This is a genomic window from Mycobacterium colombiense CECT 3035 (genome assembly GCF_002105755.1).
Lineage (GTDB): Bacteria > Actinomycetota > Actinomycetes > Mycobacteriales > Mycobacteriaceae > Mycobacterium > Mycobacterium colombiense.
Genome location: NZ_CP020821.1, coordinates 1,146,069 through 1,161,744, shown reverse-complemented (window position 1 = coordinate 1,161,744; position 15,676 = coordinate 1,146,069). Strand labels below are relative to the sequence as shown.

The following is a 15,676-nucleotide window of genomic DNA, read 5'->3' as shown; positions in this document are numbered from 1 at the left end:
GGACCTCAGCATGACCGCCCACGAGCACGACCACGAGCGCACCGCCGCGCCCATGGTGGACGAGATCACCGACTTCGAGGTCCTCGAGATCGCCCTTCGCGAATTATGCATCGAGAAGGGCATTTTCACCGCCGAAGATCATCGCCGCTTCACCGAGTTCGCCGAACAGATCGGCCCCACTCCCGCGGCGCGCCTGGTGGCGAGGGCATGGCTCGATCCCGGCTTCAAGGAATTGGTGCGTTCGGATGCGCTCGCCGCCAGCAAGGAGGTCGGCGTCGACTGGCTGGAACCGACCGGGTTCGGTACCCCGAGCGACTTCACCGCCCTGCACGTGTTGGAGGACACCCCGACGCTGCATCACGTGATCGTCTGCACCCTGTGCTCGTGCTACCCGCGACCGATTTTGGGCAATTCGCCGGAGTGGTACCGCACACCCAACTATCGCCGTCGCATCGTGCGCTGGCCACGTCAGGTTCTCGCGGAGTTCGGCCTGATCCTTCCCGAAGACGTCGAGATCCGGGTGGAGGATTCCAACCAGAAGCATCGGTTCATGGTGATGCCCGTCCGTCCGGAGGGAACGCAGGGGTGGACCGAGGACCAACTGGTCGACATCATCACGCGTGACTGCCTGATCGGCGTTGCGCTGCCCAGGCCGGGAGTGACGTCCAACGTCATCACCCGGACGCGTCCGGCCGTCCACCCCGTCGACGACTGATGGGAGCGACGAGATGAGCACCGCGCCCACCCCGGGCCCCGCCGCAGACGCGGTCGTCGCAGCGCTGGCGAAGATCGTTGAGCGCAACCAGGTCTGGGAACGCATGGCGGCCAAGTACGGCGTCGACAATCCGGTCCCACCCTGGAAGACGAGCCTGGACGGGATCTGTGATGCGCTCGACCACAGCGAGCGCGGCGCGCAGGTGCTCGGATTCGCCGACCGGCGCGGCGAAGAGGATGCCCTGTCGGCGACCGTCTACTCGGAATTGCCCTATCCGGAGAACCGGTTGGTGGCGTTGGCGCACTCGCTCGTGGTGCGCGGCGTCATCGAGGAGTCCGAACTCGAGGACAGGCTGGCCGCGGTGCGGGGCCGGCTGCAAGGTTGAGCGAAGCCGTCAAGTCGCGGCGCCGACCGCGGTTTTCGATGCTGGTTCGAGGATTGGCGCCCGATACGCTAGGCTGGCAGCAACGTTGGCTTCATGACATTGCATGCCAACACCGTCGTGGAACGCTTCCTCATCCCATTGCTACCGGCGCATTAGATCGCGCCGGGCACCGAGATGAACCGTGCATCCCGCACTAGCTTGTCTCGCGGCGATCGATTTTGCCATCCGGCAATCTCGCCACCTCGTGCCGATGCCGCGCGGCGTTTCGCGCCCAGCACGGCACCACCGATGCCTGAAAGGCACCGAAAAGTGACTACCCACAAGACTTTTGCCGAACTCGGCGTGCGCGCTTCGCTGGTCGATGCGCTCACCACGCGCGGCATCACCCACCCGTTTCCGATCCAGGTCGAGACACTGCCCGACACGCTGTCCGGGCGCGATGTACTCGGCCGCGGGAAGACCGGTAGCGGCAAGACGCTGGCCTTCTCCATCCCGCTCGTCAGCCGCCTCTCGCGGGGAAACCGGCGCCCCTCGCGGCCATCGGGTTTGGTGCTCGCGCCAACCCGGGAGTTAGCGACGCAGATCACAGCGACCCTGGAGCCATTGGCGACGGCCTCCGGCCTGAGGATCACCACGATCTTCGGCGGCGTATCGCAAAGCCGCCAGGTCACCGCCCTGAAGGCCGGCGTCGACATCGTGGTCGCCTGCCCGGGCCGGCTCGAGGACCTGATGAAGCAGCGGCTGATCAACCTCGACGCGGTCGAGATCACCGTCATCGACGAAGCCGACCACATGGCCGATCTCGGCTTCCTGCCCGGCGTCACCCGGATCCTGGCCGCGACTCCGAATGGTGGCCAGCGGCTGCTGTTTTCGGCGACCCTGGACAACGGTGTCGACAAGCTCGTCACGCGATTCCTGCGCAACGAGGTGCTGCACTCGGTCGACGAGGCCAACTCGCCGGTATCCGAGATGACCCACCACGTGTTCCACGTCGCCAATGCGGAGGCCAAGAAGGAGGTCGTGCACCGGCTCGCATCCGGCGCCGGGCGCCGGATCCTGTTCATGCGCACCAAGCATCAGGCGCGCAAGCTCGCCAGGCAGCTCACCGAATCGGGAGTCCCGTCGGTCGACCTGCACGGCAACCTGTCTCAGCCCGCGCGTGAGCGCAACCTGGCGATGTTCGCCTCGGGTGGCGCCCGGGTGCTGGTGGCCACCGACATCGCCGCGCGCGGCGTGCACGTCGACGAGGTCGAGCTCGTCGTGCACATCGACCCGCCCGCCGAGCACAAGTCCTATCTGCACCGGTCCGGGCGCACCGCGCGGGCGGGGAGCGCCGGTGACGTGGTCACCGTGGTGTTGCCGGAGCAGCGCCACGACACCCAAGCGTTGATGCGCAAGGCCGGAATCAAGGTCGCCCCCCAGCAGGTGACCGCGGCGTCGGACGCCGTGCAAGCGCTCGTGGGCGAGGTCGCTCCGTACCAGGCGCCCGCCCCCGCTCGGGTGCCCTCGGGCGCCGGCGCGCAGCAGCGGGCCAACTCCGGCGGGCAGCGGCGCCGGCGGACCAGCAGGTCGCCGAGGACCAACCCGGCCCCCACCGAATCCGCCATGCCGCATCGCACGGGTGCGCCGCACCGGCGGCCGGACCGTCGCCGCTCGAGCCGTGCGCAAGGGAGTGCCGGCCGCCCGAGCGGTCAGAACGGTTCAGCGCCGAGCCAGTAGCCACGCCTGACCGTCGCCTTCGCCGGCGCCGAGCAGGTCCAGGCCGGCGAAGGCTGCGGGCAGCTCGCCGGCCACGGCCCGGAAGGGGCCGGGGCTCGCCCCGACCTCGCTCAGGGCGGCGATCGCCAGCAGGCCGCCCGGCGCGAGCCGTTCCACGATCGCGCGGTCCAGGCGGGGGTCGCGGAACTTGCAGCACAGGATGACGTCGACCGGGGTCCCCGCGGGCAGACCGGTGTCGAGATCGACGACGTCGAAGCGGCAGCGGTTGCCCACCGCGGCCCGCTGGGCCAGCTCCCGCGCGTGGCTGATTGCCACCGGGGAGACGTCCAGCCCCACCACCTGAAGGCCGCGCGAGGCGAGCCAGACCGAGCCGGTCCCCTGTCCGCAGGCGAGGTCGATGGCCCGGCCTGCGGCGGGAAACAGATCCGCATGGCCGGCGAAAACGGCGGGCGGCGCAACCGAACTCAACGGTGGCGGCCCCTTCGCCGCGTACCGTTCGTCCCAGCGGTGCCGGTCCGCTTCGCCCATAGGCGCCACTCTAGAACGGTGGTCGCCGGTGACAGTCAGTCCCGTTTTAGACAGCTGTCTGTAAATGGGCCACGACGTCCGCACAGGCAGCGAGGCGACCGCGACTTGATGCTGTTGTTGGTGACAGTTCGCGTTTCTACACTGGACGGGTGTCTAGAGATGCGTCGTTCCCGGTCGTCGCCGGGAAGGCGGCGGGCGCCGGCGCGGCCCGCCGGTCGGATCGTCGGCCCGGCCAGACGATCCGCAAGGTCCTCGATGCGGGACTGGCGGAGTTGCGGGAGTCCTCGTACGCGAACTTGACGATGCGCGCGGTGGCCACCCGCGCCGGGGTGTCGCCGGCCAGCGCCTACACCTACTTCCCCTCGAAAAGCGCGCTGGTGGCGGCGGTGTACCTGCGCTTCCTGCGCGACCTGCCGCTACACACCGACGTCAACGACACGACCAAGACCCGGGTCAGCGCCACGCTGCGGGACATGGCGGTCGTGGTGGCCGACGAGCCGGAGCTGACCGCCGCCTGCGGCGCCGCATTGATGGCCGACGATCCGGCGGTCGCACCGCTGCGGGAACAGATCGGCGAAGAAGTGGCCAAACGGATCGGGGCCGCGCTCGGCCCGGGTTGGCCGCGATCCGTGAAATCCACGCTGCAGATGACGTTTTCGGGGGCGCTGATGACCGCGAGGTTCGTCAGCTTCGCCGAGATTTCCGGACAGCTCGACGAGGCCGTCAACCTGATCCTGGGTGCATCGGTCGCATGAAAACCTGTGTGCACCAGAGTAATCGGCGCGACTAGCCCGTGTAGGCCAGCTTTCGCGCCGAGCCGCCGGCCCGGAGGAATTCACCGAAGCGCCGCTCGCCCAGCTCCGGCGAGGCCTCGCCCGCGCCGAAGGCGAGGTTTCCGGACACCAGGACCGCGGTGACCGTCTCGTCGTTGCGGTTCACCATCCGCGACAGCCCGCCGTAGGACTCGACCGGATGTTCGGCGTAGGACTCGAGTGATTCGTCGAGCTTGTCCGGGTTGATGACGACGACGTCGGCGCGGTCGCCTTCACGCAGCGTGCCGGCGTCGATCTGGTACCACGCGCCGAGTTCACCGGTGAGCCGGTGCACGGCGTGCTCCATCGACATGAACGGCCTGCCCTGCCTCTCGGCGTCGCGCACGTGGCGCAGCAGGCGCAGCCCCGAGTTGTAGAAGGCCATGTTGCGCAGGTGAGCGCCGGCGTCCGAGAAGCCCATCTGCACGCCTGGGCTCTGCGCGAGCTTCTTGAGCAATTCGGGCCGGTGGTTGGAGATCGTGGTGCGCCAGCGCAGCTTTTCGCCGTGCTCGAGCACCAGGTCGAGGAACGCGTCGACCGGATGCAGGCCGCCGCGGTCCAGGCCCACCTGACCGAAGGACTTGCCGACCACCGATTCGTCGGGGCACGCCACGATGTCGGCGTCGAAAAAGTCGCGGTGCCATACCCGGGGCCCGTACTTCTGGTCGTAGTCCTTGCGGAACCGACGCCGGTAGTCCTCGTCGCGGATCAGCTCGTTGCGGGCGATCTCGTCGGCCAGGTGCAGCGCCGCGGCGCCGGAGCCGAATTCTTCGAAGATCACCAGCGAAATCCCGTCGGCGTAGACCTCGAACGGCACCGGCAGGTGCTGCCAGCGGAAGTCCGCACCCAGCGCGTTGACCAGCCGCGCGAGCCAGTCCATCAGGTAGATGACCGGCGGCAACGCCTTGACGTCGGCGGCCGAGAGCAGGCTGGTCTTCAACCGCCGACGCCCGACCCCGAGCGACGCGGCCAGCTGGGAGACGATCGACAGCGGGTTCTTGATGTCTGGGCCCGACTGCAGGATCTTGTTGCGCCGCCGCAGGATCGCGTTCAGGCGCCGGAGCTCACGCGGCTTGGCGTAGGTCGACGGCAGCGTGCGCGACCTGCAGACCTCACCGTCGAGCTTGTCGAACAGCAGTTGCTGCGAGGACAACCCGACGAAGCCCTCGTCGAGGGCCTCTTCGAGCATCGACTCCATCCGCGCGAGTTCGGCCGCCGACGGGCGAATGTCCTTGCGGGTCGCCCGGTCCAGGCCCATCGTTGCGGCGCGCAGGTCGGAGTGCCCGATGAACGCCGCGAGGTTGGGGCCCAGGTTGAGGCGCTCGAGTGCGGCCACATATTCCTTGGGGGTGTTCCATGACCGGGCCGCGTTGAGCTGTTCGATGACGTAGCGCCGCGGAATGGCCTCGACACGGCCGAAGATGTCGCCCGCGTCGACGTTGTCCAGGTACACGGTGGACAGCGAGCAGGAGCCCAGCATCACCGTGGTCACGCCGTGCCGCAGTGATTCGGAAAGTGCTGGCTCACAGAGAGTTTCGATGTCGTAGTGGGTGTGGATGTCGATGATGCCGGGAATGACCCACTGACCCGTCGCATCGATGACGCGGGCTCCGGTCGTGTCGAGTGGCCCCTTGGCGATGGTGACGACGCGGCCGTCACGCACGCCGATGTCCCGCAGGGCCGACGGCCCGCCCGTCCCGTCGAACCAGCGGCCGTTGGTGATCACGGTGTCGTACTGCATCGGTCGGCCTCTCTGTCGCGCCGGAGCCTTCCGGATCAGCAGTGATCATACATAGTGCGGATGTTGTCCTGCCACGCGATCGCCGCACGACTCGGCGGTTAGCCAGCAACGATGGCGCCGTGACGGACGTTATGATCCAGCTGTGGGGTTCACCGGCCGCGGGTTTGCCGCCCGTTAATCATGCGTAGTCACGGTTGGGCAGGAAACACGCCGGCGTCCGATGCCGAGGCGATCGAGCGCATCCTGGACGCCGCCGACAGGATCATCGACGAACGCGGGTCGGCGATGCGGATCGCGGACGTGGCGCGGGCATTGGGGGTGACCCGTCAGACCGTGTACCGATACTTCCCCGGGACGCAGGCCCTGTTGGTGGCGTCCGCGATGCGGTCGGCCGACGGCTTCCTCGATCGGATGGCCGCCCACCTGGACGGGGTCACCGACCCGGTGGTGGCCATCACAGAAGGAATGGCCTTCGCCGTCGAAGAGCTGGCCGCGGACAACCAGGTCGAGTTCGTGCTCAGCCAGCGCCACCGCGGCGCCCAGAAGGTTTCGATCATCTCCGATACGGCCCTGGCGTTCGGTCGTTCGATGCTGCATCGGTACGACATCGATTGGGAGCAGTACGGTTTCGACGAAGCCGGCCTGGACGAGCTGAACGAATTCTCGCTGCGCGTCCTGCATTCCTTCCTGACCGACCCGGGACGGCCGCCGCGCAGCGGTGCCGACCTGCGGCGCTACCTCACCCGCTGGATCGGGCCGGCGATCGCCTACCCGCAGCTGGCCCGGGCCATGGACGCGCTGGGCGGCGCGGAGCCGCCGCGAACTCGACGGCGCTCATCGAAAGCCTCCTGACCGGCCGAGTAAGCGCGGCGATCCTGACCATACATATTCGCCGTTATGTCCCAGCGCGCGCTCCCGGCGGTCCTGTGGCAAGATCACGCTGTGCAGGCCAATCCCCTCGCTGTGTTGACTTGCGCTGTGCTGTCGCCGATTTGGGCTCTGCTCGTCGGGCCGGCCACAGCGGCGTCCGCGGATCCATGCCCCGACGTCGAGGTGGTGTTCGCCCGGGGCACCACCGAGCCGCCCGGAGTCGGCCGCATCGGCCAGAACTTCGTCGACACCTTGCGCTCACACGTCGGCGGTAAGTCCGTCGGCGTGTATCCGGTCAACTACCCGGCCACCACCGACTTCCCCACCGCCGCCGATGGCATCAGCGACGCCGGCAGTCACGTCGAACGGATGGCGGCGAACTGCCCCCGCACCAAGATGGTGCTGGGCGGCTATTCGCAGGGCGCCGCGGTGATGGGCTTCGTCACCGAGAGCGCGGTGCCCGACGGCGTGCACCTGGTGCGCGCGCTGCAGCCGATGCCGGCCGAGGTGGCCAACCATGTGGCCGCGGTGGCGCTGTTCGGCAAGCCGTCGACCCAGTTCATGAGCATCATCAACCAGCCTCCGGTCGACATCGGGCCGCTGTATTCGGCGAAGACGCTCGAGTTGTGTGTCCCCGGCGACCCCGTCTGTTCCGGTGCGGGCAACCCTGCCGCGCACCGCCAATACGTCGAGGCCGGGATGGTCGACCAGGCGGCCGATTTCGTCGCCAACCGGCTCTCGTAGGGCTCGCTCGCCTCCGGCGCCGGTACCCGTCACCGGGCCGCGCCACCGATCATGGCGTGCACCTCCCGCACCGACCACGGCCCGGCCTGATGGTGGTCACGGTAGCCCAGCGGCCGCGGGGTCTGACGGTCGAACGTGCCGACGAAACCGCCTGCCGCAACCAGGATTTGTCCCGTCACGTCGCGCGAGCGGCCGCCGGCGAGATAGGCGTAGACCGGTGCGACGAACTCGGGCGGGGCGCTGTCGAGCGATGCCCGCATGGTCATCTCGTCGAGCAGCCCGCGGCGGTGCAGGTCTTCGATGTGCCGTTCGTATTCGGCTCCGGTGGACAGCCGTGTCCTGGCGCCGGGGCACACCACGTTGGCCCGCACGCCGTAGGGCTTCAGTTCGGCGGCGATGGCCATCGTCAGGCCGTTGACGGCGCCCTTGCCGGCCGGATAACCCGTTCCGCCGTAGTCACCCAGATACGCCACCGAACTGGTGTTGACGATGGCTCCGTGCCCCTGCCCGGCCAACACCGGGGCGGCCACCCGGCAGGTGTGGAAGGCGGTGCCGAGGTGGCCACTGATCAGGTGGTCGAACTCGTCCGGGCTGATCGTCAGGATCGACGAGCCGGGCGGTTCGGCGATACCCGCGCAATTGATCAGGGCGTCCAGTCGCCCGAACGCACTCAGGCATTCGTCCACCAGCGAGCGCGCGACGCGCTCGTCGTCGGCGGCCCCGACGACCGCGGTGGCCCGGCCACCCGACGCCGTGATCGCCGCGACCGTCTCGGCCACGGCATGTTCGTCGCGCCCGTTGACGACCACACCAGCGCCCAGGCTGCCCAGCAGCTCGGCGACCGCGCGTCCGATGCCGCGACTGCCGCCCGAGACCACCACCCCGTGGCCATCCAGCTCAGCCTCAGTGCCATTCATCGCCCACTCCCGCGGGCGCCATCGCGCCGGTCATGTAATGCGTTGCGCGCGAAGTGCACTCGCAGCTGACTGCCGCCGGGATGGCCGATCGGTGTCACGAACATTAGGCGAACAGTACCCAGCCGAATCCGAAATGAGAACCAACGCCGCTCGATGCCGCAATCACGCGGCGCCGGTCACCTCGAGCAATCTCCACCAACCGGATGATTGGTCGGTCGGGCGGCGCCCGCCCCGCTGCGCAGCGCACCCGCGGCAGGGCCGGACGGAAAACGACGTCGTTCCCGCCGGCAATGTCCTCGGCGGGCCGCGGCAAGCGAGCACGCAATCCGGTCACCACCGCCGGCGCCACGGCCCGATGTGCGTGCCGATAGCGTTTGCCAGGCGCTGACACGACCAACGACGCAACTCGACGGATGCGCGTAACACCGCAGCTGGACGAGATTCCTGCCAGTGCTCGGTATGGCCGCCATCGAGGGCTCGGCGGTTGCTGGTGCACCCCTTCGCCCTGGCTGCAATCGCCCGGAAACGCCCCCGACCCGCTGCGGCAACCCCGCGCCGGGTTAGGAGAAGGGGCGTATAGTCTCCAATGAAGTCCGTTATGGACGCGTCGCCGTTTAGCTAAAAGCGGTCCAGTCAGCCGCACGGCTACTGAGCTTGGTATGGCTCCGGCGAACCAGCCCCAGTCACCTTCCTGGCTCCTTTGTGCGATGGGTAAACGACCGTCCGGCGGATCGAGATGCAGTGGGGGCACGAAATGCGCATTGCTGCGACCTCTCACTGCACACGACTCTAGGAGAGAGTCAGTATGCAAACTTATTCTTGCGCAACCGTTTACACGATTTTTCGAGTAAACATGGGGTGCGCCAGCCGATGACCAATGTGATTTCTGCAACCCGTCCCGCACCACCACCCACCACCAGGACCGACGATTCGTACGACGATGTCGTCGAAATGTTCTTGACGCTGCAGCGGTTGCCCGCCGAATCGCACGAGTACGCCCACCAACGCGAACGCATCGTTTCGCGGTGCCTGCCACTGGCCGACCACGTGGCCAGCCACTTCGCCCGGCGGGGCGAAGGCCTCGAAGATCTGATTCAGGTCGCTCGGCTGGGGTTGATGAACGCCGTCAACCGTTTCGACCCCGCGAAGGGGCCCAGCTTCATCGGGTTCGCCGTGCCCACCATGATGGGCGAGGTCCGGCGCTACTTCCGCGACTACAGCTGGGGGATGCGCGTCCCGCGGCGGTTGCGCGAGCTGCACGTGCAGATCAGCAGGGCGACCGCGGACCTGTCCCAACAGCTCGGGCGCGCGCCCACCGCGGGCGAGCTGTCCCAGATGCTCGAGGTGCCGCGCGAGGAGATCGTCGAATGCCTCGTCGCGGGCGATGCCTATCGGCTCGACTCCCTGGATGCACCGCTCGGCGCCGACAGTTCGGGAACGCCTCGCTCGGTGGCCGACTCCGTCGGCGACATCGATCCACAGATCGAGCACATCACCAATCGGGAAGCGCTACGGGTGCTGGTTGCCACCCTCCCGCAGCGTGAACGCGAGGTGCTGCGCATGCGGTTCTTCGAATCCATGACGCAGAGCCAGATCGCGGAGCGGATCGGCGTGTCGCAGATGCAGGTATCCCGCATCCTGGCAAGCACGCTGAGCAGCCTGCGCGATCAGCTCGAGTAGGCGGCCAGTTCCCCCAGGACGCTGCGCGGCATACCCTGCCGCGCAGCCCTGTACTGTGCGATCGAAGGACAATCCGACTTTGTCGCCAGGAAGGCCTGGAAGGGAGCTGGAAGCGATGAGGGTGTCACGCACGGTGATCGCGGGTGTCGCGGCGACGACGGCACTGGCGGTGTCGGTGGCCGGCTGTGGCAGCCACAAGCCGCAGCCGTCGCCATCGAAGCCCACCTCGGCGACGTCGGCGCCCAGCAGCCCCAGCTCGGCTCCGGCCGCATCGGCGCCCGCCCAGCCCAACGAGTACGCGAAGCTGCTCATCCAGCCCACCGACATCAATGCCCCGGTCCCCTTCACGGCCGCGCCCCCGACCGACAACCCGAACGGCCAGCCGGGCGTGGCGACCACCTTCAAGGACGACGACGGTAGCCACGCGATCAAGGTGACCATCCAGGTATACGACGACCCCGACTCCGCCACGAACGCGCTGAACGCCGCGAAGGGCCAGCAGGGCGGCCTGATCAAGGATCCCTCCACCCAACCGTCGAACATCGGCAGCGGCGGAACGATGTTGATGGGCAACACCCCGGACCGCAGCAAGGGCTTGGTCATCCTGCTGTTCACCGAGGGCAAGGCGCTGGCCACGCTGGAATTCGACGGCCCCACCGACACGCTGGCCCCGCCGGACTTCGTCAACGACGTCGGCCAGAAGCAGGATGCGGCCATCAAGAAGGGGCTAGGCAGCTAGCCGCTGAGCCACCACCATCGGGGGACTTATGAACGTCATCAACGGCATGCCGGCTCATGCCCTGCTGCTGCATTTCGTCTTGGTGCTGGTGCCGCTGACCGCCCTGCTGGACATCGTCTGCGCGGTGTGGCCGGCGGCCCGGCGCGGGCAGCTGATGTGGCTCACGCTGGTGCTGGCCGTGGTGACCATGGTGCTGACGCCGATCACCATCAACGCCGGTGGATGGCTCTACGGCCTGAGGACGAATCCGAGCCCGATCCTGCGCGAACACGCCGAGCGCGGCAGTCTGATGACGTACTTCTCCGCCGCGCTGCTCATCGCTGCGGTCGTGCTGGTCGTCGTGCGGGTGATCGAACGCCGGTCCGACAAGAGCCGGGTCGCCACCCGGATCCTCGTCGCGCTTCTGGTGGTGGCGGCGGGGATCGCGTCGATGGTCCAGATCTACCGGGTCGGCGACGCCGGAGCGCAGTCGGTCTGGGGCACCGAGATCGCGCGCCTGACGAAGAACCACGCGGGCTGACGACGCCGCCGGTGGCAAAGCCATTCGGCGCCCGCGTGCAGGCACCGCCGGAGTAACTGCCGTGCGCTAACCACATTCTGCGGCAGGGGCGCCTGCATTGCGTTACCGTTTGCGGTGTCGAACCCGGGGGCGGAAGGAAACGTCCATGAGCAAATTCTCCAGGCTCGCCGTCGGGTTGCCGCTGACGCTGGCGCTGGCCGGCGCGACGGTGGTCGGCTGCGGCAACGGATCGAAGTCACCGGTTGCATCGTCGCCCACATCCGCGTCGGGCCCCTCGAGTCCGGCCGGACACACCGCGACGTCGACGTCCCCGCCCGCCCAGCCGACCGACTACACGCGGTGGCTCATCGCGGCCGGCGATATCAACGCGCCCGAGGTGTTCACGGCCACCCCGCCGATCAGCAACCCGAACGGCCAACCGGGGGCCAGCACCACGTTCAGCAACACCGACCGCACGCACGTGATCACCGACAGCATCCAGGTCCTGTCCGATCCCCCGGCCGCGCAGCGTGCGCTGGAATCGGCGAAGTCGACGCATGACGGTTACGTCCACGGGGCGCCCGAGCCGATCGGCATCGGCACCGCGGGCACCACGATCTCGGGCCCCTCACCCGACGGCGCCAAGGGCGTGACGGTGCTGATGTTCACCGAGGGCAAAGCCTTCGTCGAGCTGGAATTCGACGGCCCGCCCAGCGCCCTCGTGCCGCCGGACTTCGTGACCGACGTCGGCCAGAAACAAGACGCCGCGGTCAGGACCGGACTCGGCGGCTAGCCGGGTGCGCCGGCCGGGAAACTCACCGGCGTGAGCACAAACAACCGAAACCGGCGCGCGCCGGCGCGTTCCTGGGCCAGGCGATAATTCGGCCAGAACGCCAGCGCCTCGGCCCACGCTTCGTCGCGCTCCGCGCCAGCGAGCGGCCGCACCGCCGCCACGAACCGGTGGCCACGCCGGCGCACGGTAACCCGTTGCGCTGCTTTCAGATTCGCCGACCAGGATGGGTGGCGCGTACGCCCCCAGTTCGATCCGACCAACAGCAGGCCATCGCGAAAGGGCACGTACTGCACCGTCGCGCTGCGGGCGAGACCGGTCTTGCGGCCCGAGATGGTGATCCGCACGTTGGGCAGCCCGACCAGATCCAACGCGCCGAGCCGGCCACTGGTCAGGAACCGGAGCGCGGATTCGAGCCCCTGAATAATCCCGTGACCGTTCAGGATCAGCACGCGGTAGGCCGTCGGGTTGCGGGCCAACCGCTGCAGCGGATTCATGGGCACGACTGTATTCGCCGCGCGCCGGTCCCGGGCGTCACGGCGATGAAATGCCGCTGACGAGCCAGGGTTTCGGTGAGCATCCGACCCATCGAGATAAATAAATGGCTTGATTTAACCCGGCGTGGCGTGTTCACTGAGGCGATGACTGCCGAGCGGGCCACTCGCTCCGACCGGTCGACGGGCACCCGGGAGGCGATCCTGTCGGCCGCCGAAGTGCTGTTCGCCGAGCGCGGCATGTACGCCGTGTCCAACCGACAGATCAGCGAAGCGGCCGGGCAGGGCAACAACGCGGCGGCGTGCTACCACTTCGGCACCAGGGTCGACCTGCTCCGCGCGATCGAAAGCAAGCATCGCGAGCCGATCGAGGAGCTGCGCGCCCGGATGCTGGCCGCCGTTGGCGATTCGACCGAGCTGCGCGACTGGGTCGGCGCCCTGGTGCGCCCGTTGACCGATCACCTGTCCGCGCTGGGCACCCCGACCTGGTACGCCCGATTCGCCGCGCAGGCCATGGCGGATCCGACCTACCGCCACGTGGTCACCAAAGACGCACTGGCGTCGCCGCTGCTGGTGCAGACGCTCGACGGCATCAACCGCTGCCTCCCGGAGCTGCCCAAGCGGGTGCGTTCGGAACGGATGGTGATGGTGCGCAACCTGCTCATGCACACCTGCGCGGAGCATGAAGGCGCGCTGGCCGAACACGGACCGCGGTCGCGTTCGGCATGGCCGGTCGCCGGCGAAGGGCTGATCGACGCGATCGTCGGCCTGTGGCGGGCGCCGGTGCACGTGGGCGTGGCCGGCGGCCGGCCGACACCGACGACCGGGCAGGCCGACAACCGAGGAGCACGATGACCGAAGGATCCACTGCCACCGATATCCCGGAGTTTCCGATGACACGGGCGCCGGGCTGCCCGTTCGCCCCGCCTCCGAAGGTACTGGAGCTCAACGCCGACAAGCAGCTGAGCAGGGTCAGGATCTGGGACGCCAGCACCCCGTGGCTCATCCACGGCTACGACGCGATACGCGCGCTGTTCACCGATTCCCGCACCAGCGTCGACGACCGGCTGCCCGGCTATCCGCACTGGAACGCGGGCATGCTGGCCACGGTGCACAAGCGCCCGCGCTCGGTGTTCACCTCCGACGCCGAAGAACACACCCGGTTCCGCCGGATGTTGTCAAAGCCGTTCACGTTCAAGCGAGTCGAGGCGCTGCGGCCCGCGGTGCAGAAGATCACCGACGACCACATCGACGCCCTGCTGGCAGGCCCGAAGCCGGGCGACATCGTCAGCACCCTCTCGCTGCCGGTCCCCTCCCTGGTCATCAGCGAACTGCTGGGCGTGCCCTACGAAGACGCGGAATTCTTTCAGACCCAAGCCCAGCGGGGCATGGGCCGCTACGCGACCGAGGAGGACACCGCCCAGGGTGCCGCCTCGTTGGCGAAATATCTGGCCAACCTGGTTCGGACCAAGATGCAAAGCCCGTCAGAGGATTTGGTGTCCGATCTGGCCGAGCGGGTCAACGCCGAAGAGATCAGCGTGCGCGAGGCCGCACAGTTGGCCACCGGCGTGCTGATCGCGGGCCACGAGACCACCGCGAACATGATCAGCCTGAGCATCGCGGCGTTGCTCGAACACCCGGAGCAACGAGCGTTGCTGCGCGACACCGATGACCCGAAAGTCGTCGCCACCGCGGTCGAAGAGCTGATGCGCTACCTGAGCATCATCCAGACCGGCCAGCGGCGAATCGCGGTCCAGGACATCGAGATTGGCGGTGAGACGATCCGCGCCGGCGACGGCATCATTCTGGACGTCGCCCCGGCCAACTGGGATGAGCGCCAGTTCCCGAACCCGGACCGGCTCGACCTGCTCCGCGAGGACGGGCCGCACGTCGGGTTCGGCTACGGCCGCCATCAGTGTGTGGGTCAACAGCTGGCCCGGATGGAATTGCAGATCGTCTTGCCCACGCTGTTGCGCCGCATTCCGACCCTGAAGCTCGCTGTGCCGCTGATTGATCTGCCGTTCAAACATGACGCGCTGGCGTACGGCCTCTACGAGCTGCCCGTGACATGGTGAAGCCCGATCTGGCGCTGGATGTTCCGGCTCTGCGCGGCAGATTCGCCGTAGTGACCGGCGCCAACAGCGGTTTGGGGTTCGGGTTGGCGAAGCGGCTGTCGGCCGCCGGTGCCGACGTGGTGCTGGCCGTCCGCGACCGGGCCAAGGGCGAACGGGCGATCGCCGAGATCCGCCGTGCGGTGCCCGAGGCCAAGCTCGGCATCAGGCAACTCGACCTGTCATCGCTGTCCAGCATCGCCGCGCTGGGCGAGGAGCTGACCGCGGAAGGCCGCCCTATCGACATCCTGATCAACAACGCGGGCGTCATGACGCCCCCGGAACGGCAACAGACCGGCGACGGCTTCGAATTACAGTTCGGCACAAACTATTTGGGACATTTTGCGTTGACCGGGCGACTGCTGGGTCTGCTGCGGGCCGCGGCAGCCGCGCGCGTGGTCACCGTCAGCAGCATCGCCGCGACCCAGCGCGATCTCGACTTCGGCGACGTCAACGCGCAGCGAGGGTATAAGCCCATGCATGCGTATGGCGTCGCCAAATTGGCACAGCTGATGTTCGCCGTCGAATTGGATCGGCGCAGCCGCGCGGGTGGTTGGGGGTTGATGTCCAACGCCGCCCACCCAGGCCTGACCAAGACCAACCTGCTCAGCGGCGCCTCGTACGGCCGCACCACACCGACGTTGCAGGCGCGGCTGACACGGCTGACGTGGCGGCTGCTGCCGTTCATGTGGCTCAACATCGACGAAGGCATCAAGCCGACGCTCTACGCCGCGGTCTCGCCGGACGCACAGGGCGGCGCCTACTACGGGCCGCGCGGATTCTACGAAACGGTCAGGGGCGGGGTCACTTTCGCTGCGGTCCCCCAGCTGGCGCGCAGCGAGCCCGATATGCGACAGCTGTGGCAGCTCTCCGAACAGCTCACCGGTGTCAGATATCCGGGTTGACATGGGAACGGCTGCGCTGCGGGCGCT

General features: G+C 68.1%; 17 protein-coding genes. 13 read left to right on the top strand and 4 right to left on the bottom strand.

Annotation, left to right across the window (positions count from 1 at the left end):
• The first annotated feature begins 10 nt into the window (after positions 1-10).
• The 3 genes from scnC to B9D87_RS05360 all read left to right on the top strand — a co-directional run bounded on the left by scnC (position 11) and on the right by B9D87_RS05360 (position 2,819).
• Positions 11-715: a thiocyanate hydrolase subunit gamma gene (scnC, locus tag B9D87_RS05375; RefSeq protein ID WP_007771470.1), complete on the top strand. Its 705-nt coding sequence runs from the start codon at positions 11-13 to the stop codon at positions 713-715.
• Positions 716-728: 13 nt separating this feature from the next.
• A complete protein-coding gene (locus B9D87_RS05370; RefSeq protein WP_007771471.1) occupies positions 729-1,100 on the top strand; it encodes a hypothetical protein in 372 nt (123 codons plus the stop codon).
• Between the two features lie 309 nt (positions 1,101-1,409).
• Positions 1,410-2,819, top strand: coding sequence for a DEAD/DEAH box helicase (locus tag B9D87_RS05360; protein ID WP_007771473.1), 1,410 nt, complete (start codon positions 1,410-1,412; stop codon positions 2,817-2,819).
• Here B9D87_RS05360 and B9D87_RS05355 read toward each other — a convergent pair.
• Positions 2,802-3,347: a class I SAM-dependent methyltransferase gene (locus B9D87_RS05355; RefSeq protein WP_007771474.1), complete on the bottom strand. Its 546-nt coding sequence runs from the start codon at positions 3,345-3,347 to the stop codon at positions 2,802-2,804. The two genes, B9D87_RS05360 and B9D87_RS05355, sit on opposite strands and share 18 nt — an antisense overlap.
• A 149-nt stretch (positions 3,348-3,496) precedes the next feature.
• Between B9D87_RS05355 and B9D87_RS05350 the strand changes: the two genes are divergently transcribed.
• Entirely contained in the window at positions 3,497-4,102 is a 606-nt protein-coding gene (locus B9D87_RS05350; protein ID WP_007771475.1) for a TetR/AcrR family transcriptional regulator, read from the top strand.
• Between the two features lie 31 nt (positions 4,103-4,133).
• On the opposite strand, the gene B9D87_RS05345 is transcribed toward B9D87_RS05350, so the two are convergent.
• Positions 4,134-5,900: an N-acyl-D-amino-acid deacylase family protein gene (locus B9D87_RS05345; protein WP_007771476.1), complete on the bottom strand. Its 1,767-nt coding sequence runs from the start codon at positions 5,898-5,900 to the stop codon at positions 4,134-4,136.
• A gap of 180 nt (positions 5,901-6,080) precedes the next feature.
• Here B9D87_RS05345 and B9D87_RS05340 point away from each other — a divergent pair, with 180 nt between their 5' ends.
• Positions 6,081-6,752 carry a TetR/AcrR family transcriptional regulator gene (locus B9D87_RS05340; protein WP_007771477.1) on the top strand — a complete coding sequence of 224 codons (672 nt, stop codon included), beginning with the start codon at positions 6,081-6,083 and terminating at the stop codon, positions 6,750-6,752.
• A gap of 126 nt (positions 6,753-6,878) precedes the next feature.
• Positions 6,879-7,514 carry a cutinase family protein gene (locus B9D87_RS05335; RefSeq protein ID WP_007771478.1) on the top strand — a complete coding sequence of 212 codons (636 nt, stop codon included), beginning with the start codon at positions 6,879-6,881 and terminating at the stop codon, positions 7,512-7,514.
• Between the two features lie 29 nt (positions 7,515-7,543).
• On the opposite strand, the gene B9D87_RS05330 is transcribed toward B9D87_RS05335, so the two are convergent.
• Positions 7,544-8,431 carry an SDR family NAD(P)-dependent oxidoreductase gene (locus tag B9D87_RS05330; RefSeq protein WP_040629897.1) on the bottom strand — a complete coding sequence of 296 codons (888 nt, stop codon included), beginning with the start codon at positions 8,429-8,431 and terminating at the stop codon, positions 7,544-7,546.
• An 870-nt stretch (positions 8,432-9,301) separates the two neighbouring features.
• On the opposite strand from B9D87_RS05330, the gene B9D87_RS05320 reads away from it, so the two are divergent.
• The 4 genes from B9D87_RS05320 (at position 9,302) to B9D87_RS05305 (ending at position 12,142) form a co-directional block, all read left to right on the top strand.
• Positions 9,302-10,111, top strand: coding sequence for a SigB/SigF/SigG family RNA polymerase sigma factor (locus B9D87_RS05320; protein WP_040629899.1), 810 nt, complete (start codon positions 9,302-9,304; stop codon positions 10,109-10,111).
• A gap of 115 nt (positions 10,112-10,226) precedes the next feature.
• Positions 10,227-10,850, top strand: a complete 624-nt coding sequence (locus tag B9D87_RS05315; protein WP_040629900.1) for a hypothetical protein — start codon at positions 10,227-10,229, stop codon at positions 10,848-10,850.
• Between the two features lie 28 nt (positions 10,851-10,878).
• The gene (locus B9D87_RS05310; protein ID WP_007771482.1) at positions 10,879-11,370 is read left to right on the top strand and encodes a DUF2231 domain-containing protein; all 492 of its coding nucleotides are present in this window, start codon (positions 10,879-10,881) and stop codon (positions 11,368-11,370) included.
• A 145-nt stretch (positions 11,371-11,515) separates the two neighbouring features.
• The gene (locus tag B9D87_RS05305) at positions 11,516-12,142 is read left to right on the top strand and encodes a hypothetical protein (protein WP_007771483.1); all 627 of its coding nucleotides are present in this window, start codon (positions 11,516-11,518) and stop codon (positions 12,140-12,142) included.
• Here B9D87_RS05305 and B9D87_RS05300 read toward each other — a convergent pair.
• Positions 12,139-12,636: a nitroreductase family deazaflavin-dependent oxidoreductase gene (locus tag B9D87_RS05300; protein ID WP_007771484.1), complete on the bottom strand. Its 498-nt coding sequence runs from the start codon at positions 12,634-12,636 to the stop codon at positions 12,139-12,141. The two genes, B9D87_RS05305 and B9D87_RS05300, sit on opposite strands and share 4 nt — an antisense overlap.
• Positions 12,637-12,765: 129 nt before the next feature.
• Here B9D87_RS05300 and B9D87_RS05295 point away from each other — a divergent pair, with 129 nt between their 5' ends.
• The 3 genes from B9D87_RS05295 to B9D87_RS05285 are packed head-to-tail and all read left to right on the top strand — an operon-like array spanning position 12,766 to position 15,649.
• Positions 12,766-13,488 (top strand): TetR/AcrR family transcriptional regulator, encoded by a 723-nt coding sequence (locus B9D87_RS05295; protein WP_040629903.1) that lies wholly within the window; start codon positions 12,766-12,768, stop codon positions 13,486-13,488.
• The gene (locus B9D87_RS05290; protein ID WP_007771488.1) at positions 13,485-14,708 is read left to right on the top strand and encodes a cytochrome P450; all 1,224 of its coding nucleotides are present in this window, start codon (positions 13,485-13,487) and stop codon (positions 14,706-14,708) included. The genes B9D87_RS05295 and B9D87_RS05290 overlap by 4 nt, the downstream gene beginning before the upstream one ends.
• Entirely contained in the window at positions 14,702-15,649 is a 948-nt protein-coding gene (locus tag B9D87_RS05285) for an SDR family oxidoreductase (protein ID WP_007771489.1), read from the top strand. The genes B9D87_RS05290 and B9D87_RS05285 overlap by 7 nt, the downstream gene beginning before the upstream one ends.
• Positions 15,650-15,676 lie beyond the last annotated feature (27 nt).